This window comes from Metabacillus flavus, assembly GCF_018283675.1.
Classification (GTDB): domain Bacteria; phylum Bacillota; class Bacilli; order Bacillales; family Bacillaceae; genus Metabacillus_B; species Metabacillus_B flavus.
Window position 1 is genome coordinate 3,591,477 of record NZ_JAGVRK010000001.1, and the last position, 26,854, is coordinate 3,618,330.

Here is a 26,854-nt window from a genome sequence, read left to right on the forward strand (position 1 = left end):
AGCCCTAATAGAGCTGGCTTCTGTTATTTGAAAGGGAGATAAAGAATTTTCAGCCGGAATAGCTGATGGACATAAGCGCATGAAATCTGCACACCACTGCAGACCTCATGCAAGCCCTGTAAAGCAATGAGTGAATCTTTGAACCTTGTCAGCAGGTATTAGAATCCTCTGTAAGGAAGGAATTTAAGCTTTTTCAAAGAACCGTTTTGGAATTTAGAGCTTTGGATATAAGAAATGAACGCAGCGTTAGCACCTTTTGCAGGTCCTTTAGTCAAGAAGTAACCTACACCGTAAACAGGGTACTTTTTGCTTTTTACATTAGTTGTTGTTGCAGCAACGCCATTGTAGGAAAGTGCTTTAATGTTTCCTTTTACGTAAGCAAGGTCAACATAACCGATTGCATTAGGATTGGATCCAACAGCAGTTGTCATTTCTCCGCTTTTACCAACCTCTTTGTAGTTTCCTTTTGTCATGAAGCTTTTGCCTTTAAGAGCTTTTGCCTGATAGTTTACACGAGTACCAGAACCTGTTTTGCGGTTTACAACAACGATTGCTGCATCTTTACCGCCAACTTGCTTCCAGTTTGTATATTTTCCAGAGAAAATCCCTTGAAGCTGAGAAGTAGAAAGGTTTTTAACCTTATTAGATGTGTGAACAATTGTAGCAAATGGGATTACTGCTACTTTGTAAGCAGTCAAGCCTTTGAATGCGCTGAATCCAGGAACAGCTTTCGTTGCATCCCAGTCACAAGCACCGATTGTTGCACTTCCTTTAGATACAGACTGAGGGCCTGCAATAGAAGAAGAACCGGATACAGATACAGATACTTTTGGATTTGATTTCTTGAATTCTTTTGCACCTTGAGAAGTAAGTGGAAGAAGAGCTGTCGAACCAGCTACAACTACCTTTCCGCTTGCAGATGCGGCATTTGCTGATGTTGCTCCAAAAGTAAAACCTACAGATACGACTGCCGCTAAAGTAAGGGTGGATACACGTTTTAATAAATTCATTTTAATCATCTCCTGATAAATTATTTTGTTACGATTTCAAAGCTTCCGTTTTTCCAGACAACCAGTCTTTCTCCCGAAAGACCTGGAGCTGTTGCAGCAACCTGTCCATCTTTAGATACCGCAAAAGAAGTGATTTCCAAAGGAGTAGAGGCAATCTTCGTCAATTTCATTTCTGAAGGGTTCACTTCATAGATAACAGACATGTTATTTTCTGAAGTCAGAATCATTAGCTTTCCTTCTTGTGTAACCGTTAGAAATAAAATGTCTTTATCTTTTACAAGCTGGCTTACAGTGTTGTCAGCACGAATCATTGTCAGCACCGGAAGATCTTCTGAGTCTGGCATTGCACTCAGGTACACGATGCTACCGTCTTTAAGGAACGCAGGGTATACTTTGTTATCTTTTGTTGTAGTGATCGCTGTAGCTGCCGGTGTTTTAGCCGTTAAATCGATTGTGAAAAATTGCGGCTCTGTTCCTTCTGTAAGGATATCCGTTACATCAGTTCCGCCGTCGCCAGTGTCGGTAGTTTTCGTCTCAGCTTCTTTACTCACTACATATAAAAGCTTTGTTCCATCTGCAGAAAGTCTGAGATCTGTTTTATAGATTTTAGAATCGGATGGGACTTCTTTAAGTGCTCCCGTCGCAATATCCACTGAAAATATTTTGTCGTTCTTTTCGCCTTTAATGAAGTAAGCTTTTTTGCCGTCTTGTGCCCAAACGAAATCTACTTTAATATCATCGTCTAAGCTAACGTATCTGGACGTGCCGGTTGTAAGATCAATCAGCGTGATGACACCTGTTTCGTCAGAATGGATTGCACTCATTCCGTCTGGAGAAACCACCACATCTGTAGCGTTGATTGTATTCATTACTTGGCGAGTGTTTACGTCCATAAGGTATGTGCGGGATGCATTTTCGTCTTCATTTGTAACCATGACATGGGAACCAACCCACGCCGGGTTGTAGGAGTCACCGGATACAAGCTTGGAAGTAAAGAGCATATATCTTCCGGTGTCCATTTTTTCCATTTGACCGCCAAGTGCTTTAACCATATCCATCAAATCAGCGTAGATCACGCCTTTAACAGATACAGGATACGCCGATAAATTGACAGTTTCCCCATTAGCTGTTATACTATTTTGGTAAATTTTAAAAGTAGCAGTTTGAGATCCTTTTTGAAGCGTCACAGCTGTACCCTTCACCGTAACCTTTGCAGAGTAAGCCTTTGCGATGTCTTGAACGGAGTACAGGTACTTACCATTTACACGCAAAGTTTTAGCTGAGTGAAGCTTACCCTCTACATTCATCTTGAATGTGGATGTTTTAAACATTCCTTTTTCGGATATTAATAGATTAGCGTCTATTAATAGATCTCCGCCTAGCGCATGGACGAAATTCTTCGCTGCCATGAAGAGTGTTTTTCCTGCCATCGCAGGCGGATTTTCTAGCTTAACTTTTTTGCCATTAACGAATGCCTGGCTGGAACCAGATTTTACTTTAATGGTTTTCATGTCTTTCCCGCTGCCTTTGGAAACGACATAATATTGCGACTTCTTATCATACATTACTTTTGCCGATAGAGCTTTCGCTAGATCGCTTACAGAATGAAGCTTTGTTTTGCCTACGACTGTCGCATGAACCACTTTTTGCTTGCCGTTTACATATACAGATTCTTTCATCGTTTGCTGTACTGCACTTGCTGCCTTAGCTTCATTTATTGCCACAGGGGAAAATGCACTGCCTGCAAGAACGGCAGAAGCAATCACTAGGCTAGTCAATTCGCGTCTCATCCATTTTACCTCCAATTTTCTTGTTACTTTTGACTGAATAAGGTTCCTCCTAATACTTGGTCACCTCCTCATTTTTTACCAACTACTACATAACAAGAGTAATTATATTCCCGTTTTGTTAAGGAAGTTTAATTCTATTTTTAAGATTGTAAATTTGTGGTGAATTTGACGTAAAAAATTGACGAATTGTTGTCAAATTTGTAACAATTCACACTTTATCTCACCGTGACTATTTACCTACATAAAAAACACCGCCTTTTTCGGCGGTGTTTCTTTTAATCGATGAACATTTGGGTCCAATATTTTTCTTTGTACCCGGTCCCAATCTGTGCAAATTCTTTTTTTAGGATATTCGCGCGGTGCCCTGGACTATTCATCCAGCCTTTCACCACGTCGTGGGCTCCTGTGTACCCTTTGGCAATGTTTTCACCCGCATATCCATAGTTGACTCCAAACCTCTGCATCATATCGAATGGAGATCCATATGTCGGGGAGTTATGGTTAAAATAATTTTTACTATACATATCTTCGGATTTTTTCCTGGCCACACCTGACAGCTTCATATTCAGAGTATAAAAGGAAAGATTATTTTTCACACGTTCAAAATTGGTAAGCAAAAAAACTTCATATTCAAGCTGACCAATTCCTCTGCTTTTCGCATCATACCTTACGAAAGTTTTTTTCTTCAGGCTTGATTCTGCTGCACGGAGATAGTTTCCAGCTATAGCAGGAATCGCTTCGTATTTTCCAGCCGCTTTAATGGCAGCTGCCCGATTTAAAAGCCTTGATAGCTTTGCAATATCTGTACTTCCGCTTGCTCCCCTGGTCAAATTGAGACCGATTTGATAAATAAGCCGGTATTCGGAAACCTCATAAATTACGCGTTCCTTTGCAATTTTTGCCGGCCTTATGTATTGCTTCAGCAAATTTTCTCTTGTCCTTTGGCCTGACACTTTGCCAATCGCCTTCTCGGCTCCGGCTATCTGAGCTGTATAGCTATCATAAGCATCATTCATTAAATAAAGATCGCCGCTTTTAATGATTTCTTGAAAATAAGCTGTTTCCACCTTTAGCCTTTCACCTTCCTGCTTTGCAGAAGATAGGGAGTCAGCAGCCAGTCCAATTTGAGGCATGGATAAAAGGACAGCTGTAAAAAAAATAAATAAGATCGTTTTTGTATGTTTCAAGCCTTTCCCTCCAATTCTATCAGCCTATTCATTATACCATCTCAAGAAATTGCCGGTCGTTTGCATTTTTTTACATTGTAAAAAATGCTTGATTGCCTTTAGAATAATACAAGATCTTTTTGGCAAAATAACAACGAGCAGGTGATGATATGACAAAAAAAAGAATTCTGTATTTTGATTGGCTGCGTGTCCTGGCAACAATAAGCGTCGTTGTTCTACATGCAGCAGCTCCCTTGCTTTATGAATATGATAAAATCCCTGATTATGAATGGTGGACCGGACATATATATGATTCCGTTACCCGCTGGTGTGTACCGATCTTCTTCATGATGAGCGGAGCACTCATGCTTAATCCGGCTAAGAAAGAACCGGCGGACCTTTTTTTCAGGAAACGGGCTTCTAAAGTATTAATTCCTTTTGCCGCTTGGACTGTTTTTTATTTGCTCATTCAAATGAAAACAGGAGACATTGAAAGAACCCCAGTTGCTGCCGTAAAAGCGATTCTGTCCGATACGGTTTATTATCATCTGTGGTTTTTATATGTGATTATCGGTTTATACCTGATTACGCCAATATTGAGGGTGTATATTTCAAACGCTTCAAGGAGAAATATCGAATTTTTTCTTGTCCTTTGGTTTGTTTGTACAGCCGGTTTCAGTTTGATCAGCAAATTCTTTGAGGTGAAAATGGGCTTTGAAGCCTTCCCTGCAAGCGGATACATAGGTTACTTCGTATTAGGCTACTATTTTTACCATTACAGCTTTAGCAACGCAGCTAAGAACATCTATTACGTGATTGGAATTGCCGGTGTGTGCACTACCCTTTTTGTCACTAGGTACTTAACAAAAGAGAATAATGGAACATTTGACGGTTTTTTCTATCACTACCTTAATATATCAACCATTTTTATGTCTGGTGCCTTCTTTATGTTTTTCAAAGATCTGCAGGAGAAGACAAACCCATCCAGTGACTCTTACAAGTGGCTCAGCCCCATCAATAAGGCCAGTATGGGGATTTACTTGATCCATCCCTTTGTATTCCTGCTTTTGGAGAAATTCCTGGGGTTAAGCGCCTTTACATTTAACCCTCTGTACGGGATTCCGCTTATGGCCTTTCTGGCAATCTCGATTAGTTTTGTGATTACAAGGATTCTGCAGCGTGTGCCGGTTTTAAGAAGTATTGTTCCAAGCTAATGCAATAAGGGTAACCTCAAAATGGAGGTTACCCTTATTCATTAATTGCCCCCAAATACAGGCGAATAGGAAGTTCCGGTTTTTTTCACATAATACCCGCCGCCAATATCATAGCGGTCGCTTTTAATTTCATGTACCCTGTAGCCGGTATTCTTGTCAAGCGTTTTTAACGCCGTGCCATTTGAGCGGTACATGGTAAAAGGCTTTGCACTTTCTACATAGCCCAGGAAAAGCTTGTAGCCATCCTGCTTGTTTTTTAAAGCACCGATTTCCATTAATATCGTTTGCAGCCTGTCTTCTGAAGCATATCCCGCAAATTTGTTTTTACTATCCACCGCAACTGCCATCACGAGCTTTGTCGCCGCAGGATCGTGTTTCACATACACACCGCCGCCTACGTTGTACGACCCGTTATTTGTGCCGTATACCCTTAGTGCAGCGCCTTTTGTATAGGTTTTATATGCCTGCTCTTTGCCGCTTACAATTTTATAAGAACTCACATTTTTTATAAGCTTAATTCTTCCGTATCCTTCTTTTCTGTTCGGATTGATCGAAAGCGGGTTTGCAATTTCAATTCTAAGTGGTTTTAGGTTGGACGAAGCCATATAGCCTGTTTTCCCATTTACTTTCACTAAATAGTACCCAAATAAATTATTCCGGTTATCGTCTTCAAATAACTCATCACTTAAAATTTCTACCGTTGCATTCGGACCGATCTCAGCTATTCTAGGAATCTTCGTATTCGGTTCCTTGCGCAAATTGTTGCTCTGCTCTTTCGTAATGACCTTATCACCCTTATTTAAGTCACCTGCAGATGCTGTATATCCGTATGCCCACTGCATTGGAGCATTACCAGGCTTCCAGTTTGGATCATAGTTTGTCACTGGAAACGAAGTTGTTGCAGTATTGCCAAACTCAACGATGTTTCCATAAACCAATTCCTGATAGGTAGTTCCTGAATGTTGTGTCGGATCGTTTTTACCGGAATTCCCATTATAGTTCCGCACAGCAAAATACCAATGCTCAAGAATGTCTGGAGATTGATTTTCAATGACAGGATTGGTTTTAATGTTATATTTCTCTTTCAAAATGCTGACGCCTTGATCAATATTATAAGCGGCATCTGTTTTCAGCCGTTCACGATCAATTTCAGGATGGTCCCCGGGACTGAGGGTTACTTGCATAATACCGATTCCGCCATCCGGTGTAACCAACGGTGCACCGTTTTTGCATTGGTACAAGCCTCCGCTTTCCTTTGAAGCAATTCCTTTAACGATTTCAACAGGTACATTATATTTTCGGGCTGCTTCAGCCAACATATTTTTCATCTCAATGACCGAAGGCTCGCTGCATGACCCAGTTTCAGCCTGCACTCCAGCCGGTGCCCATAATAAAGATGCGGCTAGTACAGCCCCTGCTAATTTTTTCACTACTTTACCCCCTAAAGTTTCTCCTATCATTCTATCATGTAATAATTACCAATAGTATAAAAAAATAAAAGCAGATGCTCATCACAGCATCTGCTTTTTAGGAGAATTATAGGTTTAATTTTGCTTTAATCGCCATTTTCCGCTCTTTTAAACCGGCATTAATTTTAGAAAGACTGTGGTATCCGCCTGCATGAAGAGCGTTACCGTCTGCTTTAATTTTAGAAGCACGCGTTTCCAGTCTGGATAGCGTTTCAAAATGTTCAATCGCCGTTTTTACAGATCCCTTAGCAATAAGGCTGTCAATATCATTCATGAGACGATACATGGACACCTCATATTTTGTTGTTTCACGGGCAATTTTTGCTTGGGTAACAAAGCGGTCATTGAACACTTTGCGGTTAGAAGCACCGTACATTTTTCCGATAACACTTTCCGTTTTGCCAATTTTATAAGAAAGCTCATCGTATAGCTTGTTCGTTTCAGCATCCAAACGCTGTCCGCTGATTAGCTTGGACGTGAGTTCATTTGTTTCTTTTTCAAGATCCATGCCTGTTTTGACAGCGTCAATCACTCTTGCAGAACGATTCATGTATTCTGTAAAACTTGCATCCTTGCTTTTTGTCTTCAACCTATTGTATTCCCCCGTTAGAGAAGAATCCAAACCGGTAATTTTATCAGCAGTAGAGTATTTAGACTGAAAATTGTTAGCTAGTTCTTTTGCAGATTGTGTATAGTTTTCAGTTGCAGCAGCTAGTACAGTTCCAAGTGTAGAATGTCTTTTTGTGCTAACGTATGCATTACGCCAGTAGCTCTCTCCAAGCGAACTTGTCGTTACACCTTTTGAAGAGGATGCGTGGATAAATTGGTTGCCACCAATATAAATTCCTACGTGGGAAACGGAAGGCTTGTTCATTGTTCTGAAGAATACGAGATCTCCAGGCTGTTTACTTGATACCCTCTCCATACTGCTAGAATTGTACATTCCATCAGCAGTGCGAGGTACGGATAATCCTGCTTTGTTGAATACATAGCCTACAAACCCTGAGCAATCAAAGCCGGATGGAGTGGTTCCTCCCCATTTGTACGGTACTCCTATGTATTGTTTGCTTATATTAATAATATTAGTTTCGAATGAAGTAGAAGCAGCTTTTGCCTCGTTGGCTGGCAGATACGAACTGAATAATAGAGATGTTGCTAATCCAAATGCAATAATCGGTTTCTTCATGTTCTTCCTCCTTTGGCACAAGATTAGTATACATGACGGAGGAAGGAAGTAGTATAACAGTTCTATTACATAATTCCGTAATGTTACAATAACATTACAATAAAGTGATATTACGATTAATTATGCCATATTTCAGCAATATTTTTTGTAAAAACCCGGTTAATTAGGTGCTTTTAGAACCTAGTACTAAACAATCCTCATACAAAAAGAGAAGGTCAAAAGACCTCCTCTTTGCAGGATCTATCTTAACTCATTTTCGATTTGTTTCAGTGTTGTTTCAAATCCCGGCAAATCCGGATATTTCCCTGGATACAATTGGTTTCCCGCTTTTTTTACAGCTGCTGATCTTTCTGTCAATCGGTCATAGAGATTAAACTTCTCATTTAAAATGTCCGGATTGGTTCCGTTTGCTTTTAATTCTTTAATTTCTGCGAGTAGACGGTAGCGCGATATTTCATAGATTACCGTTTCCTTCGCGATTTTTGCAGGAACGAGATATTTTTGTCCAAATAAGCTTCTTACGCTGCTGCCATATACTTTTCCAATGGATGCTTCTTCCTTATTAAGCTGCCTGGAAAGCTCATCATAAGCGGCTCCGGTTTCATCATTAAGCGTTCCATTGTTGACGAATGACTGAAGCTCCCCACGCTCTTTATTTAGGAGATCCCCCACTTTTACAGCGTCAATAAAGTAGGCAGCCTGAAGCCGAGTCTGTTTGGCATTCCTTACATTTTTCATGGCGTTTTCTTTATAATAGGCAGGCAATTCAGCGGCAATCTGTTCTGCTTTCTTCACTTCATAATCGGACTGATCATATAGTTTTTTCATAGAAGCCGATATGTATAGATTGGCTTGTGACTTAATGTTTGCCGTGTAATATGGCTTTAAACGAAAGCTTGACTGCAGGTAGCTGTTTACCTGCGAAACCTGCTGATCATACTTTGAACCGATCCGCTGCTGGTAAAGCTTATAACTTTCTTTCGCAGCATAAAGGCCTACATCTTTGTTTTCCTCCCACACCTTGCTGAAATTTTTCAGCGGTACACTTGTATCTCCAACAAACGGAGAGATTTCAAGTGTAAAAGCCGGGCGCTTGTAAGACTCCAGGAACCAGTCTGTAAATCCCCCGCCTGACGGGTTAGGTCCCGGATAAACGAGACGGTAGCCAGTCATTCTCCCAAGCTGCTTCGCATAGTTCAAATCGCGTGTATAGCGGGCACCGGTCTGGTAAAAGTTCCAGAACAGAATTTCACCGCTTGAATGATAGCTTAGCGACATTTCAGGGTCAATGTTCTTCATAAACCCCAGGACCACTTTGGTTTCAGCTGTTGATGCCGGACTGTAGCCTTTAAAGTTTTCTGAAGCCGGCTTGCCTGGACTGCAGCAGATCGACGACCATTTCGCATCATATTGACGATTCAAGTCGACCCCTTTTGCGTTTGCTTTCCAATGCTTAAAATCCGAGCTTCCTCCATTCATCTTTAACGCTGATGACTGACTGGAGGCGGGGAGTGCCTTCACGCCATATTGCTGCAGAGACACTCCGTCCGGATTCACCATGGGCATAAACCAAATCGTAGTATTGTCTAAAATAGACTTTGCGGATAAGCCATTGATTGATGTGTTACTGTAATAGGCTTTTGCGTATTGATCAATCATTTTCATATTGAGACTTGTGGTCATCCACTCTCTCGCATGGTGTGAACCGTTTACAAAAACCTGCGCAGGTCCTTTACCGATCGAGACCGCGTAAAGCTCGCGTCCATATTCGGATTTCCCAACCGATTTGTAGCTCACTAAATGAGGATATGCAGCAGCAAGCGCTTCTAAATCCTTTTTCATTACATCATACGTGTAGACTTGATTAGCATTAACAGAGAACGGGGCAGCAGAAGCTTTCTCTTCCGCGCCAGTGAAGCTTATGCAAAAAACAAAGGCGGCAATCATACAAATTAATTTTCTCACTCTATCGTTCCTTTCCGCTTTTTCTATCTCTCTAACAATCTACCATGAAATGGAGTCATTTCCAGACTTGACTTCAAAGGGCCGACCGTGTATTTAGCGGAAGAAAAAAGAACCCGGGAACAGGGCTCCCGGGCTTACATTAGTTTTTATTGTAAATCATAGATTGTTTATTGTATTCAAGATAGAATCCATTCCCTATATCTAATTTATTTCCGTCGACATTCAGAATCTCATATTCCTCTCCTGCTTGCAGCTTCATGACAGGAAGAGCTTCTCCATATTGAAACATCATTGAATCGGATGTAAGTTCTACAGTTCCTACATAGTAGGACACATCACTCGTTTTCTGAACTTTATAGCCATTTCCTACATCATAATATTGATCGTCATAGCTATAAACCCGAATTTCCTCACCCGGCTTAATCATCCTGAACAATTCTCCGTCCGGTTTCATAATTGGTGCTTCTGTAAGAGTGAAAACTCTTCCCACATAGGTGGAAATTTTATGCGGTTCGTTGTAGAAGTAATGGTCATTTCCGACATGATAGTAATTTTTATATGTTCCATACACACGGTAGAAAGCTTTACCCGGAAGCTGTTTAACCGGAATCATGGAATTTCCTTCCTTCTTGTAGAGCAGCAGTGGCTGTTTAGAGAATACTCGCGCAACCGGGAATGGTGAATCAGAAGTTAGGACATTCGGAATTTTAATCTCATCTGGCTTTGAAACATGTTCTTCGGTTAAATCATTAGGATTTAATCTCCATAGATTCGAACGAAGATTATAATACAGATTTCCTTTATTATCTTTTGCTAAATCGAAAACATCCCTTGTATTGTAGCTTGTGATTTCCAGTGTGTCTGTATCCACTTTAAAAAGCATTCCCTGGAAGGTTCCATACAGATCACCGGAAGGGTCCTGCATCAAGCTTTCCGTTTTATACATCCCTTGTATTTGGTTAGGCGTGATTGGATAGAGATTCGGCATTCCCTTTACAGGATCATAAACGAGAAGCTTGTTGTCCACGATCCCCCACAGTCTTCCGTCTGATGTCATCGTCAGCGCAGAAATTTTAATGGCATATCCGCCGGGAAGTTCGATTTCTTTTTTGGCATAATTGGAACTGCTTGTGTCAATCGCAAACAGTTTAGCCGTCTCTTTTGAGAGATTTCCACTGCCGTCATAAGCACTTGTTCCTAAGTACAAAGTGCGAGATTGGTTGTTGTATACCATGGCAGAAGCACTTTGCTCATACGGAAGAGATTCCTGATAAACAACTTGCTGCTGATTTAAGTCATACGATAGGAACATGCCCGATTTTTGACCGCGTTTCGGAACGGTTCCTGTATAAAGCCTGTTCTTTTCTAGATCAGTTGCCATTGCCTTCGGACGGTCTTGTCCGTCAGATCCCAAATCCATGATCTTCCTTGGATTGCTTCCGGCGGCCCATTCCTTGGATGTATCGTATTCATAAACAAGTGCATCCGGATAGACACCAAAGAACATCTTGTTATTCATGTATGTCATGTCCTCAACCTGTCCAAGTCCCTCATACATTTTAGTGGTTTCAGTTTCTGGGTTATACACTCCAAGCTTACCGGAGATGAATCCTGAACTGTATATGTTTCCATTCGGCCCATTTCCAACGCTGTATATTTCCACAGCCTGCGCAGGGAGTTTAAGGCTGGACAATTTAAAGCGATTTTGCAACAGATTATATTCATAAAAGCGGCCGCTGTTACCAGCCAGGCCTACAAGCTGAGGCTGTCCATTTACGTTGATGATATCCAGTGATACAGCGCCGGCACGGGATAAATTAGAGTCTAATTCACGGCTGCTTCCGTCCGTTGGATTGAACTCAAATAATTTTCCCTGAGCGCTGTAAAATACATTCTGGCCGTTCCAGCTTGCTGATACCCCTCTGGAGTCTGCCGGCAGGACATGCTCCAACTGATCGTTTTCCTGATTTAGGACGAGAAGAGTACTTTTGTTTTCCATTTTCGCATACACTTTTCCGCCGGCTAGGTCCAAATCATAAACAGAGGCGGCAGATTTATATTCTTCAGGCAGGATGTCCGTTTTTTCGTTTGTATTCAGGTTCCACTTAATGAGAGCTGCCGGAGAACCGAGGCCCACATATAATATGTTATTGTCTTCATCATATTCAACACTTCTTGCGTACTTGCGTCCATTCATCACAACACCGAGGCTGTCAAAACCCTTGTCATCACTGTATGTAAAGACCGTTCCGCCATATGATGTTACACCAAGCACACGATTTTGCTTTGAATCATACGTTAAGTCCCAAATGGTTGTATTGGATGCTGAAGGTTCCTTACCTAAATCTGATAGCTCTTTTGTATCAGGATTATAACGGTAAAGATTTTTGTTCGGAGTAGATCCCAGCCAGACCTGACGATCCGGACCCACCTCAATTGACCAGGCCGCAGTAGCCTCTGTCAGGGTCTCCATATCAACAACTTGCTTCGTCTGCAAATCCATAACCACAAGCTTAGCAGGCTCACCCTGCAGCAGTGCGTAATAAAGCGGACGTCCATACTGATCCTGTCCGGCTTCACCTCTAATTACATTTACATATTGAACTTGCGGACCAATATTCTCATACGGTCCTTCCGTGGCAGATGCGGGGAATGCGAGCACTGAAATGAGGAGCAAGGCAGATAATGACATACGAAGTAACTTCACAATAATATCCTCCAAAACCTTTCTTTAATCCAATTTCCCTCCCAGAAAATCCGATTATTTCTCTAATATGTATATTCTACCAAACGTTAGGATTTATGTCTTAGGAATTTGGAAAAACGTATTAAAAACATCGGGAGAAAATGTATACTTTTAAAATTATCAAATTCAGGTAAATTTTTCACTTCTGAGACTTTAAAGTTTTGTAAAGATGCAGCATAAAAAAACCCCTCACACTGATGTCAAGAACAGCATGAGGGGCTCCCGCTTTATGGAAATTTGAAAGGGGAAACAAGTTTAATTGAAAGAATCTAAATGCGAAGACGTATGTTGTGTTGAATCTCTGTTTATTCTGCGTCTATGTATGTGGCATACAAAATATCATTCGATACTTTCGTCCTAATTGTATCATAATTTTTTCCTCAATTGTTAATAATTTTTATGTTTTTAATTATTGAAGGAAAAAATTACTTTTTCTGGGTATGTAATACTCCATGGTCGTTTCAAAAGACCACAGATTCGTATTCATTAGGGAGAAATCCACCTTTTGGTATTGGTCTTTTTCATTTAAAATTAACTGCTCAAGGAGCATTACATCATTTTTAAGCCGTTTAAATGAATCATATTCTCTCGACTTATTCGACCTGCCGATATGATGCTGGATATAGTCTTCAAGCGTGTTACTGGTGATTTCTGAAAAACTTGCAAAATTCGTGTAATTTACACAGAATTGTATAAACAAAGTGACTGCATTCTCTGCTTTTCTGCTCTTGAATATTTGATTCTTTGTCATAAGCGAATCAAGTTCCCTCCGAATTGAATAGCTCCTCAGCTGCTTACTATTCATACGCTGATCAAACGGGCTTACCTCATTACTCATTGCTATGTATCCTCCATTATTAAACCTGAGCCGCATAAGCTTAAACTATCTAAGTTATATAACTTTAGCGTAAGCACTATCCCCAACGGCGGCCTGACAATCTTAGCATCATCATGCCTTAGACTCATGGCTTTGCGTCCCTGCTTTTCAGCAAGTTTGCCTTTATACTGGTATATTTTGATTTTAAATCAATAGTGACTATTATACTATTATTATGGAAGATTATCTATAATCTTCTTTAATTATCCTTCATAACAGAGAAAAACCCCTGCTGAAATGTTTTCGCAGAGGTTTTTGAAGCTAGCCTTAATTATTTTCCTGCATTTTGATCGATTATACGTCCTTCAACAGCAGGCTTAATACCAGGATTAGCCTTTAAATACTGACTAAACGTCTCCCAGTCTGTATAACCCGGTTCGCTGACCCGGCCTTCATCGTAAGCCTTTTTGAACATAGAGTAATTATCTCCACCAGCAGCAGTAAATGCGTTGGTAGCCACTGAGTACATTTTTGCGGGATCTAAATCTGTATAATTGGTGCCATCTTCTTTCACTTCTATATTTACGACCCGCTGTCCAGCAGGTTTCGAGCTGTCATAAGTGAACTTCATTCCTGCTACGTGAAGAAATGCTCCCGCCTCTTTTGGAGCCAGTTCAACACTATGTTCAAGAGCTGCCTTAATTTCGTCCCCTTTAAGGTTCATAATCGCAAGGGAGTTTCCGAATGGCATAACCGTTAGGATTTCACCCATTGTTACGTCTCCAACGTCAATGGACTCGCGAATTCCACCGCCGTTTTGAACAGCAATTACGGTTTTAGGGTTGATTGTTTTGGCTCTTGCAAGCATCCCATCTGCAATCAGATTTCCAAGGTTTGTTTCCTTCGTGCGGACATCTGCACGAACTCCATTAAGAGCCACTTCTGATTTTCCAACCACTTCGTTTTTAACCTTATCAATAGCCGGTCTGTACTTCGTGTTAAGGATGGAAGCCGCTTCCTGATCTTCTTTAATCACGTATTGATCTCCTGACTTTTGATCGATATCAATCAGTTTGCCAGCTTGCTTAATTACTTTTCCCTTCGTGTCAAATTCCACATCAAGAACACCAAGGTTTTTGCTTAACTCACCAGTCTGAACAATAACCGTTGGCTCAGCACCTGTGTTGTCCATAACCGGTGCACTCAGCATGGTATGAGAATGACCTCCTACGATTACGTCAATTCCTTCTACTTCTTTTGCGAGAGTTACATCGTTATCTCCGCCGCCATCCTGGTAGCCGATATGTGTTAACGCAACAATTTTGTTGATGCCTTGTGCTTCAAGCTGCTTAACCGCTTCTTTTGCTTCAGCAATGTAATCTTCAAATACAACGTCTTTACCAGGGCTTGAAATGGTGGATGTCTCAGCTGTTGTCAGCCCGAAAATCCCCACTCTTTCTCCATCAATATTTTTCACAATGGCACTGTAGGATTGGCCATCCTTCGGTTCAGCTGAAACGTCAGATCCGGCATAAGCTTTCATATTGGCATCTTTAGAGAAATCAACATTTGCGCTAACGAATGGAAACTTTGCTTTTTTAACAAAATCGGAAAGCACAGCTGTTCCAAGATCAAATTCGTGATTACCAAATGTCATCGCATCATAATCAAGAAGATTCATTAGCTCAAGGTCAGCCTGGCCTTTAAATTCATTAAAGTAAAGCGTTCCGGAAAATACGTCTCCTGCGTTTAGAAGCAGTGAATTTTTCTTTATCGCTCTCGTTTCTTTAATGGATGTGGCAAGTCTTGGAGCACGGTCCAGGTTTGCATGCGTGTCATTTGTATGCAGAACTGAAAGCTCAAAGTTTGTTGGGAATAGAACTTTATATTGGGTTCTCAAGTCCATTTTTTCCTTCATTAGAGCAGGTTCAAGGGAAGCATCAATTAAAGAGTAGAATTCTTTTAGTAATCTATTGTCAGGATATAGTTTCGTAAGCTCTGCTCTTAAATCAGCACCTTTAGTTTCAAGCACGTTGATAATAGCAAACATCTTATCAGCTGCTGCCTGATCCTTAGCAGAAAGAGCTGCTTTAGCTTTTTGATGATAATCATAGCGGGTCATTTCAAAAGAGAAGGATTCAGTCGTCAGTTTAGCAGGCAAGACGAAACGTGTGTTTACAACATTTCTGGATGTGCTTCCATAAACCTTGGAAACAATTTTTTCAAGCTGCATCGTTTGCTTCCTTAAATCATCATAGGCTTTTCTTAGCTCGGATGGAGACATTACTAGGAAATCAGCTTTCACCTTGTATCTTGCACTGTCCAATTTTTCACCGTATTTAACGGCGTCAATTATGTAAGCTGCACGCAAGCGCTGAATCTCAGAGAACTCAAGACGATCGTTCATTAGCCTTTGGATGCGGGGACTGCTAAGCTTTGAAACTTCTTTTCTCGCTGCAGCAATGGCTTCTTTGGAGTTATTATAGCTTTTTAGAAAACTAGGAGATAACAGCAAATCTCCGGATTCATCAACCTTGTAAAAAGTGGATAGAGAATTAGAATAGAACTCAGCGTTTTTTACTGCTTGCTCCGCCTTCGTGCTTGATGCAGCCTGAGCTGGGTTAATCGCTGTGACAGTGGAAACAGCTAATACAGCAATACTCGCTTTCACAAATTTACTTTTCGGCATGTCTATGTTTCCTCCTCGAGTTTTCTACTATGTAAGCCTTTTGCAGCTATTTGATATGGGAATTAAAATTGGGGGCTTAAAGCTTACTTATAATTGAGTCTATCGTATTGGAGAAGACATATCTATGTTGAAAATGTAAATTATGTATTTATTTTGTAAATAAATAGATTGAAAAGTTAATGACGTGCCGTGATAAAGTATTTATAATAAAAAAGGCTTGGGTCTTTACGACTAAATACCACACATATAATAGATGTTTTAAAAAAGGAGAACGACAAAACAAATGAGGAAAATTTTAATACTTTCACTTCTATTATGCTTTGCTGCCCCAATCAAAATCTATGCTTTAAGCAATAACCACTATGTACAGCAATATATAGAAAAAGATTATCAATACCAGCCATTTATACAAGATTATAAGATTAATAACGATTATTTAAACTTCTCTACAGCAAAAGAGTTCAAGCCCGAAAAGTTTACTTGGGATGAAAACGGGATTCCGATGGTTAAATACGGAACGAGAATCGAATATAACCCGGTTACTACCGCTCAAGGCGCTTTATTCTACCACGGGAAGTTTCTCACTTCTCAGCGCTCCGAAGATCGGGAAGCTTTTCTAAAGCTAGCTGATGCTTTAATAAAAATGCAATCAAAAGATGGGGCTTTCAGATATTCATTTTCCCACCGAATTCCTCACCTCAAAACCCGCTATCCGGCAGGATGGGTTTCTGGGATGGCACAGGGACAAGCCCTGAGTGTTTTTTCCAGAGCCTATGAAGTAACAAAGGATATAAAATACAAGTTAGCAGGCAATGCTTCATTTAACTTTTTAACGACTCCCGTTTCAAAAGGCGGAACGATGACAGACCTCTCGCATATCAGCTCTAAATGGAAAGACCAAATTTGGTTTGAGGAATATGTTACAAGCCCTAAAAATAATTACACGCTTAACGGCTATATTTACACATTGCTTGGCCTTTATGATTGGGGCTATAATCCTGAGATGGCTTCCTATGGGGGCGAAAAGGCGAAAATTCTTTTCCAGCGAGGCCAAGATTCTGTAAAAAAAATCCTCCTAAAATATGATGTAGGGGGATATACAGCTTATGATCTCAGCCATCTGACGCTGAAACAGGAACCGCATGTCGTAATCGAATATCATAGGGTTCATATCTCTCAGATGTATGTCATGTACCGCCTCACAGGAAGCAAGTATTTCCTTGAATATTATAATCGATGGAAATCGTATGTTGATCCGGTTTAAAAAAACACAAAGAAAGGAACGGTTAAATTTACCGTTCCTTTCTTTTTTGGAAATTATTTCTGGAAATTAATTCATTTACAATAGACCCTTTTAAGGAGTCCATAAGCAGCCCGTTTAGCAAATTCACTAACTTATGACAGTCAGACTGCCTCAGTATCTTTCCCTTTAGACTCACCTTCGATAGGTTTGCCTTTTTCTGTTTACTTGATTTTTATTTCAGCTGTACGGTAATTCCCAGCAGAATCCGCTGCTTTTATCGTAAATGAAGTTCCTTTTTTCTGAGGTTTAATTGGGATGATGTAATTCCCTTTGCTGTCTACTTTGCCTTTCCCGATTATACGGTTTCTTGTTTTAAGCTGGATGATCGCTCCAGGTTCCGTTTTTCCAGTAATAGCCTTAGCTTTATAGGTTGCTTGATTAACAGTTAGCCGCGGCGGCGTTTTATCTTGGACTGTTAGTTTTACCGCTCCACTCAGGTTATAAGATTCATCCATCGAAACAATAGTTAAAGCTGTACCCGCTTTATAGGGATTGATTGCAAAAGAAAAGGATCCTGACCGGGGAATATACGTTCCGAATACAAACTTGTTATTCGAAAGAATCCCTACATAAACACCGGGCTCACCTTTCCCGCTAATCGTTTTGCTTGTATCAGAAATCGGGGATACGGACGGTTTAGCTGGAGGGGTTCTATCCATAATTGCTGAGTTTACCGTTTCACTTCGGTTTCCTGCCTCATCAATGACTGTCACTTGGACTGTTGTACCTGCGCTATATTTAGGGAGACTTGCAGTGAAATATCCATTTGCCTTTACTTTCCCATTATATAAAATGTCTCCATCAATCTTCACTTCAATTGCCGCATTGGGCTCTGCCGTCCCGGCAACTTGAAGCTGCTGATCATTTACTTCAAACACCACAGGTTTATCAGGAGGCGTCCTGTCCACAACTGTTATGGAGACGGCCTTGCTCTCATTACCTCTGGAATCCGTAATTTTCACTTCAAGTACGGTATTTGCCTGCTGGCTGGCAATTGGAATCTTAAATTGACCTTGACTGTTCAAATAGCCGGAGGCCAGGACCTGCCCATTTTTCAGAACAACCGCTTTGCAGTCATCACATGCTTTTGCTACTGAACCAGACACCTCAAAATTATGGTCGTTTACTTCATTTACAAAGGGAACCGGAAGTTCAATTTTCATTGCATTTAGTGCTTCTTCCACATTCACAAGTCCATAACCGAAATAAAGATCTTTACCGGAAGAGCCTAAGTCGTCTGCTGTTTCATACAATCTTCGAGCTACCTGTTCATTTGTTAAAGACGGATCCGCTGACCATATAAGCGCCGCTGCTCCCGAAACGACCGGTGCTGCCATGGATGTACCGCTCATTTTACCAAAATCATTACCAGGCAAAGTTGAATAAATAAGGCTCCCAGGTGCCGCAATATCAATCGTCGTTCCATAATTCGAAAAGCTTGAAAGCGTGTTATATGAAGTAGTAGAACTTACAGATATAACGTTTGGATAGGAAGCGGGATAGGTTGGAGCAGATGTACTCTCATTTCCTGCAGCTGCCACAACCAGAACTCCGTTTCGATAGGCATATTGAATGGCCTCATTATAAGAAAGAGAGTAATTGCTTCCGCCCAAACTCATGTTAATGATTTTTGCACCATGGGATACTGCATAATAAATCGCTTCAACAGCGTCAGAAGAATACGCTCCATCTCCGCTGAAGCAGTCAATAGCAAGAATGGACGCGTTAGGCGCTATTCCTGTTCCGCCAACATCATTATCCATTGACGCAGCAATAATTCCAGCTACATGGGTCCCGTGATCATCGGCGGAAATATGAGAATTATTCGTGACAGCATTATAGGTACCAGCTAAGTTCCCTCTTAAATCTTTGTGATATACATCCATACCCCCATCAATTACAGCTACTAATACACCATTCCCGAGAGAGCGATCCCATGCTTTTGGTGCATGGATGGCATAATGGTGCCATTGTGTATAATAGAACGGATCCGAGGGGTTTTTTTCGGCTTCTAGCTGATGGTCTGCTTCAGCAAACTCTACATCCGGCCTTGCTTGCAGACTGGCAATGACATCTCTTGCAGTTAAACCTTCTGGTACCTTTACAGTTATGATCAGACTTGTACCAAGATAGCTGTCCTCTACTGGATAATCCTTAAAGTTCACTTTTGCCTCTGCATTCTTAAACTTAACTATGACTCTATCGGTCTTATTTTCAGCAGCAAAGGTTTCTTTGGCTGGACAAAATGCAATGGCCAGGATTAAAGCTGCTCCAGCTATAAACAGTTTTATGAATTTCATTGTTCACCTTTTCTGAAACTTTTTTATTTAAATAGACAGTTTACCAGAATACAATCCACCACATGTTATGGTGGATTACTGAGGATCATCAAGCTTGATAAGCTTATGACTGTTTGCCTGCATGCTTTCCCTTCTCTTACTCTTCTGCATTTGCCCTAAAATTCCCCTTTTAATTACTCCTTTAACCGTCTTTATAACTGAGCTTTATTGTTTTATGAACACAAACCATAAAGGCTATACCCACTGCATCTTATTCTCTTTTTTGAAGCAGAATTTGCTTCTGCTAAAGGGTTTAAGGACAGGGAGTGATTATAAGTAATGAAATGAAAACTACTTCGCGGTATATTAATAATATCGTTTCTCACTTAGGTAAATAGATTCAGGTCTTTTTTATTATATGGAATATTTTGATAGATTGCAATACTACAAACACTGAATAGATTTTGTGGCATTATTTATATTAAAAAATGGATAAGTCAGGAAAAACTGTTTATTCAATTGAAAGCGCAATTTTTTTATAAGCTAGTCTTCTTCCAAAGATAGAAAAAGGAATCCGTTTTTCTTTGGATTCCTTTTTCTTTATTTGATCAGTTTTTCAATTTCAACCTTACTATCCCTGCTCCCCACAACCTCTTCTGCCTGAATCGGATCGGCAGCTGCAGGTTCTATATGGGCAAGTTTATGATTAATAATCCGAAGTACGGACTCATCAATTCTCTCCTCAGGAATCTCTCCAGTTTCTACTGCCTTTACAAGCCGGTTATACATTTCTGTCTGGTGCTCATATTCATGGCAAACGAGCAGGAGATCGACGCCAGCTTTAATGGCTTCAATTCCCATATCGCTGTAGGAATAGTATTTGTTTACAGCGCCCATCTCCAAATCATCAGTTACAACAATACCGTCGTATCCCAGCTTTTTGCGAAGAAGTTCGGTGATGATCGGCTTTGAAAGACTTGCCGGTTTCTCCTGATCATAGGAGGGATACTTAATGTGTGTGACCATCACAAAAAATTGAGATGATTTGCCGTTTTTAATCATCTCTTTGAACGGATAGATATCGGAGTTCTCAAGTTCTTCCTGCCCCGCTTTTACTGATGACGTATCCTTATGGGGATCTATCTGGCTTCTTCCATGACCGGGGAAATGCTTAAGTGCTCCGGTAATGTCTGACTCGTTCAGTCCTGACACTGCCTCTTTGCTCAGCAGATAGGCTTTTTTCGGATCTGTTCCAAGAGAACGGCTGTCTGTTGCCGATAAATCGAGCACGGGAGCGAAGTTTACGTTAATCCCCATTGCTTTTAATTCCTTCCCATTTATCCTGGCGGTTTCCCGGACAGCCTGGGCCGATCCAATCTTTCCAAGTCTTTGCTGGGAGGGAATAGGGGAAACCCTGTCTTTCATCCTCATGATTGCTCCACCCTCCTGGTCAACCGCAATCATAAGAGGGAGGGAGTGCTTCCCTTCAACTGCTGTTTGCTGAAGGGAATTACTCAGCTCCGCTGCCTGACCGGGTGATGACATATTTCGATCAAAATAAATAATCCCCCCGATTTTTTTATTTTGAATTAGATCCTTGACGCTGGTACTCTCTTCTGTACCATAAAAGCCAACCATCATCAGCTGGCCCACCTTCTCCTCTACAGTCATCCTGGAGAGGATGTCCCCTGCACTTTTTAGGGCCGGTGGTTTTGGAGCAGCCAATGTGTTTTCACCTGCTTCTTTATAGGAGAGGGCCTTCTTATTGACAAGTTCTATCCTGGAAGTCTCATGCTCTGACACTTTCGTGTCCCCGTCACTGCTTTCCTGTTTAATAATCAGAAAGCTTGCAAGCGATGCTGTAAATAAACATACGATAATTACAATAACTCTAATCTTTATACTCATCATTCTACTCTGGATCCGAGCTTCTTAATATCCGGATTATCCAGCTTCCATCCTCCTTCATAAATTAAATGCCAGTTTCCTCCCCATGTTTGCACCTGTGTGAAGCCGTCTTCCCGCGTATCGTAGGAATCAAACGTGAAATATACCACGGCGCTTTCAGGAGTTGCTTCGGTAATTTCCATATAGGTAATTTCGTTTTTAAAGTTATTTTTCAGGCCACCGGACCATTTTACAAATTTGTTTTTTGATTGAAGAGACTGGCTGAATAAATCATAAGCAGCTTTGTAATGTCCGTTGGAGATGGAGGTGTAATGGTTTTCGACAATGCTTTTAATTATCAATTTTTCTGCATCAACATTTCCAACAGCCATTTTTTCTTCATCAAAAAGAAGTTCAATATTCACATCTGCACCTGTTATTGTTTCGATATTTGATTTCTGATTACCCAGAACCGCCTGGAGCTTTGCTGAACCATCAACAGGTACTGGTCCGAACAGGGAAGCCTGTGAAATCTTTAACCCGGTGCTGTCACCGTTGAGGTAAAGCTCCGCATCCTCATTATTAGAAAAAATATATACCTGGTTTCCTGACATATCAAACTCAGCTCTCATCGTTTTGTCTTTTACTTCAAAGGAATTAAGTGTCAATTCTTCTTTTACTTCTGTATACTTCCCTCTATTTCTTGCTTGAATTTTATGACTGCCCGGCAAAAACGGTCCGAATGTCTTTTCCTTGTTTCTTTTCAGACTGCCCTGTTTTTCTCCGTCTATCGTAAGCTCAATATCTTTATCTGCAGACACTGCAATGTATATCGGTTCTGCAGCAACTGCATAGGTCGTAAATACAAACCACTCCTTGCCTTCAGCTTTCATTCGAAAAGCCTGTTCCTGATAGGAAAGGTTTCCTGTGTTTAAGTCCTCCGCCTGCTGCTTCAGCTTATTCATCTCCGGCTGGAGGAAGTCCCGTTTTTGAAAATATTCCTTAATGAGCCAATCGGCTTGTTTCTCCTTGACTTTTAGAATTGAAGCAACTTCATCGGAATCTTTTTGAGAAACAGCCTGCTCAAACCTTTCAGCTGCTTTTACAGGATTATTTAATTCCTTTCCATAAAAATAACCGCCAGCCAATAGGAGCAGAAGGAATATAAAGGTGCCTCCAAGCAGCCAGGCCGGAATCTTCTTCCCGTTTTTTACTTGTTCTTTTTTTTTCACTTCAGCTCCGCAGTCCGTGCAGAACGGTTTTTCCTTTTCCAATTCTGCCCCACACTGATGACAATTCTCCAATCTAATTCATCTCCTCTACCGCTTTCTATCCTTTTCATATAGTAAGCCATAAGACCCATCTAAACAATGATATATTTACTAATTAAATGTAAATTTCATGAAAAACATATAGGAAATTAGTCTTTTTTATGGTATTTTAATGGCTGTATAAATAAACCTTTGAGGTGAATAACATGAGTGATTTGCAATCCACGCTCGGAAGCGGTCTGAACAAAATCCAGGACAGTCTTCAGCAGGGCAAGCAAAAAATCCAGACGGCACAGGAAGTTAGCCAGTACAAAAAAGCACTGTATGAAGCAGGGACAGAAAGAGGCGAGCTCCTTCTAAAGCTCGCAGAGACCGTTTACCAAATGGTGCGAAGCGGTACCCTTCAGCATGAGGAATTCGACAAATATCAGCAACCCATCTCCGAATTGGATCAGAAGATGTTTCAGGCTCAGCAGGCAATTGCTCTTCTGAATGCCAAAAGCTTAGAACAGCATGCATGTTCCGGATGCGGTACAGTAGTAACCGATCAGGATAAATTCTGCGGTTCATGCGGAGCAAGAGTCGAAATTCCTGAAAAGAAACCGGCACAGGAAATGAAGGCTTGTCGTACGTGTGATGAGATGATTCCGGAAGAAGCCCGATTCTGCACATGTTGCGGCATTCATCTGGCAGGATAAGGGGGAAAATCTTTATGTATTGTAAAATTTGCGGAACAGCGAACCTAGAGCATGCGAACTATTGCATGAATGATGGAGCTGTATTGCCTAAAATCAAAAAATCCGGGGTTCTCGGGTATCAAAAAAGCAAATCCCTCTTCTGTTCCAACTGCGGTAAAGAAACAGGGGATCCGACTAATTACTGCATGGCCTGCGGAACTTCTCAAACGGTCTATCTGGCAGCAGCAGAGACTGTAGTCAGCCCGGCAATTCCTGCAGGTACATTGAATCGGGCTTCTGCCGAACGTTTTTTCAGCGGATTCAGCATAGCACTATTAAAAAAAGCACTCATTCCATCTATTATTGCTTTTGCTTTCATGCTTATTGTCAGTATTGGAGCCTACCTGCCAATTAAGGATACACTCAATTCCTTATTTATGGATTCTCTTAGCAGCGGACCTTTATCATCATTGAATGAATTAGGGTCTGATAAAGACCTTCCTGAGCCAGGCGACATTTATGGCTATACAGACACAGTAATGGCAGCTCATTTTGCAGCTCCGGAATACCATGTTCAGGCAGAAAGTGAATTCTTAAATAACAAAGGTTCAATCGAACTGACGTTTTTGCCTATCTTCCTCTTCTTAATACCGGCAGCTTCCTTTATACTGGCGGGATATTTGTTCGGCAGACAAGATCAGGGCGGCAACCTTGCGGAAAGATTCCGAGGCTCCCTTTGCATTGGGGCCATATACGGGGTGCTGATCAGTATCTTTTCCCTTTTCAGCGGCTTTTCCTATCATGTATCAGGAGAAGGTTTTTCCGTATCCATTAATGCAGGTTACCCATTCTTCCAGCTGTTATTTACAGGATTGCTAGGGGGAACACTGCTGACATTTATGGGAACACTTTTCAGCAAGGACCACCGCCGATTTACCGGGCATCTTCAGGGAAGAATTCCGTTTGGGAACTCTCTACACCAAGGGTTCTCTGCATTTATCCGTATTTACGCAGCTTTCGCGCTGCTGTTTACCATTTTCGCTGCTTTTAAAATCCAGGAACTAAAAGATACGGCGGGCATTTATTCGTTCTCCCTCGGTCCTTTCAGCAAACTGCTTGAAAATGCAGCATTCTTTGCTACTTCATTCGGGTTCCAGTTTGGTTCTTACGTTTTGGGAATGACCAACTTTATTCCTCTTTCCTTTTTTGGAAAAGGAGGAAACAGTGAAGAGTTTGAATTCGGCTACTCTCTTTTCACTGGCTTTTATGCAAATAAAAGTGCATCAATGGCGGATGCGGCTAGTATTAATATGTTTTTGGATATGAATAACGGTCCATTGTTCTTACGCCTTTGCATAATCATTCCTGTCCTCTTCCTGATTTGGGGAGGTTACAGCCTGGCTAAAAACGGCGGATCCAGCTTTTTAAGTCTATCTGTTTTCAGCCTTGTTTTTGCAATGATGATGTCCATCCTTGCAAAAGTATCCGCTTATTCCATTAAAGCAACAGCAGGATCAATGTATGACGGGCAGTCTGCTTTCTCTTTTTCTTTGGGGATCAATAGCCTGATCCTTTTCTTTTCCAGCTTTATCATTGCATTTGCCTGCGCATTCCTTGGCCGCTATCTGGCTAAATGGAAAATCGGGCAGTAAGGAGGAACAAACGTGGGATATTGTAACAACTGCGGCAATCAAATCAGCCGTGAACAAGCATTTTGCAAGCATTGCGGAAGTGCTCATACCCCTGAGACGAATCAGCAGGAAGAAGTTCAGCAGAAGCGGTCCGGCCCGAGGAAAATGGGAATGAAAGCGAAAGTGATCCTCATTTCTGCCGCTGCGTTATTCGTTGTACTGATTGGTACTCACCTAATCTTGTCCAGCAAATCTACACCTGCTGCGGCGATTGACCAATTCGAAAAGGCAGTGCTTTCAAATGACAGCAAGACGGTAGCGGCAATCGTCAATGAAGGTCAGAAACGCGTGAAGATTACTGAAAATGATGCAGCCGAATACATTCAATTTTTAACGAAGGATCAGGATTTCAGCGATATCTCCAGCCAGCTGAGAGAGCAAAGCTTTAAGCTTTTGAGCTTTGAACGGATTGAGCCTCTGACAGATTCAGCCGGGAATGATCTGATAAAGCTTGCCCGAGGCCCAAAGAAATGGGTATTTTATGATCATTACAATCTGGTCTTTTACCCGATTGAGGTAACAGCGAGCTCCAACTTGGAGAAGACGGTCTTTTACGCGGACGGCAAAGAAGTGAAAACTGGCGTCCAGAGCGGTGAGCCGGTCAGCCTCGGCTACTACATGCCTGGTACCCTTAAAGTAAAAGGCAAGCTTAAAGGTGAATACTCCAGTTTTGAAGAAGAAGCCGAAGCAGATTTCCTGTCAGCATCAGCAAACATACTGGAAGTCCCGCTTGAAATGAACGCTGGCTTTATCTCTATTTATTCAGACGAAAATGATGCGAAATTGTTTGTAAACGGGAAAGCAACCGGAAAAACAATAGGCGAAACCGATTCGATCGGTCCAGTCGCCTTGGATGGGTCAGTCAGTGCATATGCCACATTCAAAAATGGCAGCAAGACCGTCAAGAGCGAGGTCATTAAAATTAAAGACGACTCAGAGATTGAATTATCATTTAATATAGAAGAACCTGTGGAGGATATTTTCGCTTCTGGAGGTACTGATGATTTGTTTACGGATGCTGAACCTGCGAGCAAAGAGGATTTTGAAGTCTTCTTTGACGACTACTTCTATCAGGCAACTTATGCAATCAATGCCCGGGACTTTTCACTTGCATCCCACTATTTTGTTCCAGGAAGCAAAGCCTACCAGGAATCCTATGATTATGTAGGACACCTGGACGAAAAAGGAATCACTGAGCAGTTTCTGGGAGCAGAAGTCATTCAAGTCGATGAAGCGCCGGAAGGATACTATGTACAAACGAAAGACAGCTTCACCATTTATTATGGGGATGGAACCTCCAAGGACAAAACATTCCACTCCAAGTTTTATGTGAAAGATACGGAAGATGGATTCAAAATTGACACACTGATGAGTGTGAAGGAAATATAATTGGGAAAGCCGCCTTGTGTTAAGGCGGTGTTTTTCTGTCGGCATAATTTTGGAAGTTCTAACGCATGTGCTTAACAATGATTTTTATTAATAATGGACCATTTATGAAACCAGAAATGTTTACATTTTTTGTTGTAAATTATTCCATTTAGTAGTATATTAGTTTTAGTCTAAAATACCAATAAAATATGTAAAGGCAAACTTATCGAAAGGTAAGGACGCAAAGCTATGAGTCTAAGGTGCGTATGCACTATGATAGTCAGGCTGCCATAGAAAAAAGACCGCTATGGCTATTTGCTGTAGCG

General features: G+C 41.2%; 17 protein-coding genes and 2 riboswitches. Of the genes, 5 read left to right on the forward strand and 12 right to left on the reverse strand.

Annotation, left to right across the window (positions count from 1 at the left end):
* Positions 1-158 precede the first annotated feature (158 nt).
* The 3 genes from J9317_RS18375 to J9317_RS18385 all read right to left on the reverse strand — a co-directional run bounded on the left by J9317_RS18375 (position 159) and on the right by J9317_RS18385 (position 3,987).
* Positions 159-1,010, reverse strand: a complete 852-nt coding sequence (locus J9317_RS18375; RefSeq protein WP_211561324.1) for a phosphate ABC transporter substrate-binding protein — start codon at positions 1,008-1,010, stop codon at positions 159-161.
* A gap of 20 nt (positions 1,011-1,030) precedes the next feature.
* Complete coding sequence (locus tag J9317_RS18380; RefSeq protein ID WP_211561325.1) at positions 1,031-2,800, reverse strand: stalk domain-containing protein; 1,770 nt, start codon at positions 2,798-2,800, stop codon at positions 1,031-1,033.
* Positions 2,801-3,075: 275 nt separating this feature from the next.
* Entirely contained in the window at positions 3,076-3,987 is a 912-nt protein-coding gene (locus tag J9317_RS18385; protein ID WP_249292234.1) for a CAP domain-containing protein, read from the reverse strand.
* A gap of 149 nt (positions 3,988-4,136) precedes the next feature.
* Between J9317_RS18385 and J9317_RS18390 the strand changes: the two genes are divergently transcribed.
* The gene (locus J9317_RS18390; protein WP_211561326.1) at positions 4,137-5,180 is read left to right on the forward strand and encodes an acyltransferase; all 1,044 of its coding nucleotides are present in this window, start codon (positions 4,137-4,139) and stop codon (positions 5,178-5,180) included.
* A 41-nt stretch (positions 5,181-5,221) separates the two neighbouring features.
* Here J9317_RS18390 and J9317_RS18395 read toward each other — a convergent pair whose 3' ends face one another.
* The 6 genes from J9317_RS18395 to J9317_RS18420 all read right to left on the reverse strand — a co-directional run bounded on the left by J9317_RS18395 (position 5,222) and on the right by J9317_RS18420 (position 16,052).
* Complete coding sequence (locus tag J9317_RS18395) at positions 5,222-6,610, reverse strand: transglycosylase SLT domain-containing protein (protein WP_211561327.1); 1,389 nt, start codon at positions 6,608-6,610, stop codon at positions 5,222-5,224.
* A gap of 106 nt (positions 6,611-6,716) precedes the next feature.
* Positions 6,717-7,835, reverse strand: a complete 1,119-nt coding sequence (locus J9317_RS18400) for an NlpC/P60 family protein (protein WP_211561329.1) — start codon at positions 7,833-7,835, stop codon at positions 6,717-6,719.
* Positions 7,836-8,075: 240 nt separating this feature from the next.
* Positions 8,076-9,800, reverse strand: coding sequence for a M14 family zinc carboxypeptidase (locus tag J9317_RS18405; RefSeq protein WP_211561332.1), 1,725 nt, complete (start codon positions 9,798-9,800; stop codon positions 8,076-8,078).
* 139 nt (positions 9,801-9,939) lie between these two features.
* Positions 9,940-12,507, reverse strand: a complete 2,568-nt coding sequence (locus J9317_RS18410) for a ligand-binding sensor domain-containing protein (RefSeq protein WP_211561334.1) — start codon at positions 12,505-12,507, stop codon at positions 9,940-9,942.
* 448 nt (positions 12,508-12,955) lie between these two features.
* On the reverse strand, positions 12,956-13,384 hold the full coding sequence (locus tag J9317_RS18415; protein WP_211561335.1) for a swarming motility protein SwrAA: 429 nt from the start codon (positions 13,382-13,384) through the stop codon (positions 12,956-12,958).
* 84 nt (positions 13,385-13,468) lie between these two features.
* Positions 13,469-13,555, reverse strand: a riboswitch (cyclic di-GMP riboswitch).
* Positions 13,556-13,694: 139 nt separating this feature from the next.
* Positions 13,695-16,052, reverse strand: a complete 2,358-nt coding sequence (locus J9317_RS18420; protein WP_211561336.1) for a 5'-nucleotidase C-terminal domain-containing protein — start codon at positions 16,050-16,052, stop codon at positions 13,695-13,697.
* Positions 16,053-16,335: 283 nt separating this feature from the next.
* On the opposite strand from J9317_RS18420, the gene J9317_RS18425 reads away from it, so the two are divergent.
* Positions 16,336-17,316, forward strand: coding sequence for a D-glucuronyl C5-epimerase family protein (locus J9317_RS18425; protein ID WP_211561337.1), 981 nt, complete (start codon positions 16,336-16,338; stop codon positions 17,314-17,316).
* Between the two features lie 200 nt (positions 17,317-17,516).
* On the opposite strand, the gene J9317_RS18430 is transcribed toward J9317_RS18425, so the two are convergent.
* The 3 genes from J9317_RS18430 to J9317_RS18440 all read right to left on the reverse strand — a co-directional run bounded on the left by J9317_RS18430 (position 17,517) and on the right by J9317_RS18440 (position 22,825).
* On the reverse strand, positions 17,517-19,655 hold the full coding sequence (locus J9317_RS18430) for a S8 family peptidase (RefSeq protein WP_211561339.1): 2,139 nt from the start codon (positions 19,653-19,655) through the stop codon (positions 17,517-17,519).
* A 579-nt stretch (positions 19,656-20,234) separates the two neighbouring features.
* Entirely contained in the window at positions 20,235-21,542 is a 1,308-nt protein-coding gene (locus J9317_RS18435; RefSeq protein ID WP_249292235.1) for a glycoside hydrolase family 3 protein, read from the reverse strand.
* A complete protein-coding gene (locus J9317_RS18440; RefSeq protein WP_211561342.1) occupies positions 21,542-22,825 on the reverse strand; it encodes a TcaA 3rd/4th domain-containing protein in 1,284 nt (427 codons plus the stop codon). The genes J9317_RS18435 and J9317_RS18440 overlap by 1 nt, the downstream gene beginning before the upstream one ends.
* A gap of 173 nt (positions 22,826-22,998) precedes the next feature.
* Between J9317_RS18440 and J9317_RS18445 the strand changes: the two genes are divergently transcribed.
* Genes J9317_RS18445 through J9317_RS18455 form a run of 3 tightly spaced genes read left to right on the forward strand, consistent with a single transcriptional unit; the run spans position 22,999 to position 26,549 of the window.
* Complete coding sequence (locus J9317_RS18445) at positions 22,999-23,490, forward strand: zinc ribbon domain-containing protein (RefSeq protein WP_211561343.1); 492 nt, start codon at positions 22,999-23,001, stop codon at positions 23,488-23,490.
* 14 nt (positions 23,491-23,504) lie between these two features.
* Complete coding sequence (locus J9317_RS18450; protein ID WP_211561344.1) at positions 23,505-25,121, forward strand: zinc ribbon domain-containing protein; 1,617 nt, start codon at positions 23,505-23,507, stop codon at positions 25,119-25,121.
* A gap of 12 nt (positions 25,122-25,133) precedes the next feature.
* The gene (locus tag J9317_RS18455) at positions 25,134-26,549 is read left to right on the forward strand and encodes a zinc ribbon domain-containing protein (protein ID WP_211561345.1); all 1,416 of its coding nucleotides are present in this window, start codon (positions 25,134-25,136) and stop codon (positions 26,547-26,549) included.
* Between the two features lie 185 nt (positions 26,550-26,734).
* Positions 26,735-26,821: riboswitch (cyclic di-GMP riboswitch) on the forward strand.
* Positions 26,822-26,854: the final 33 nt, after the last annotated feature.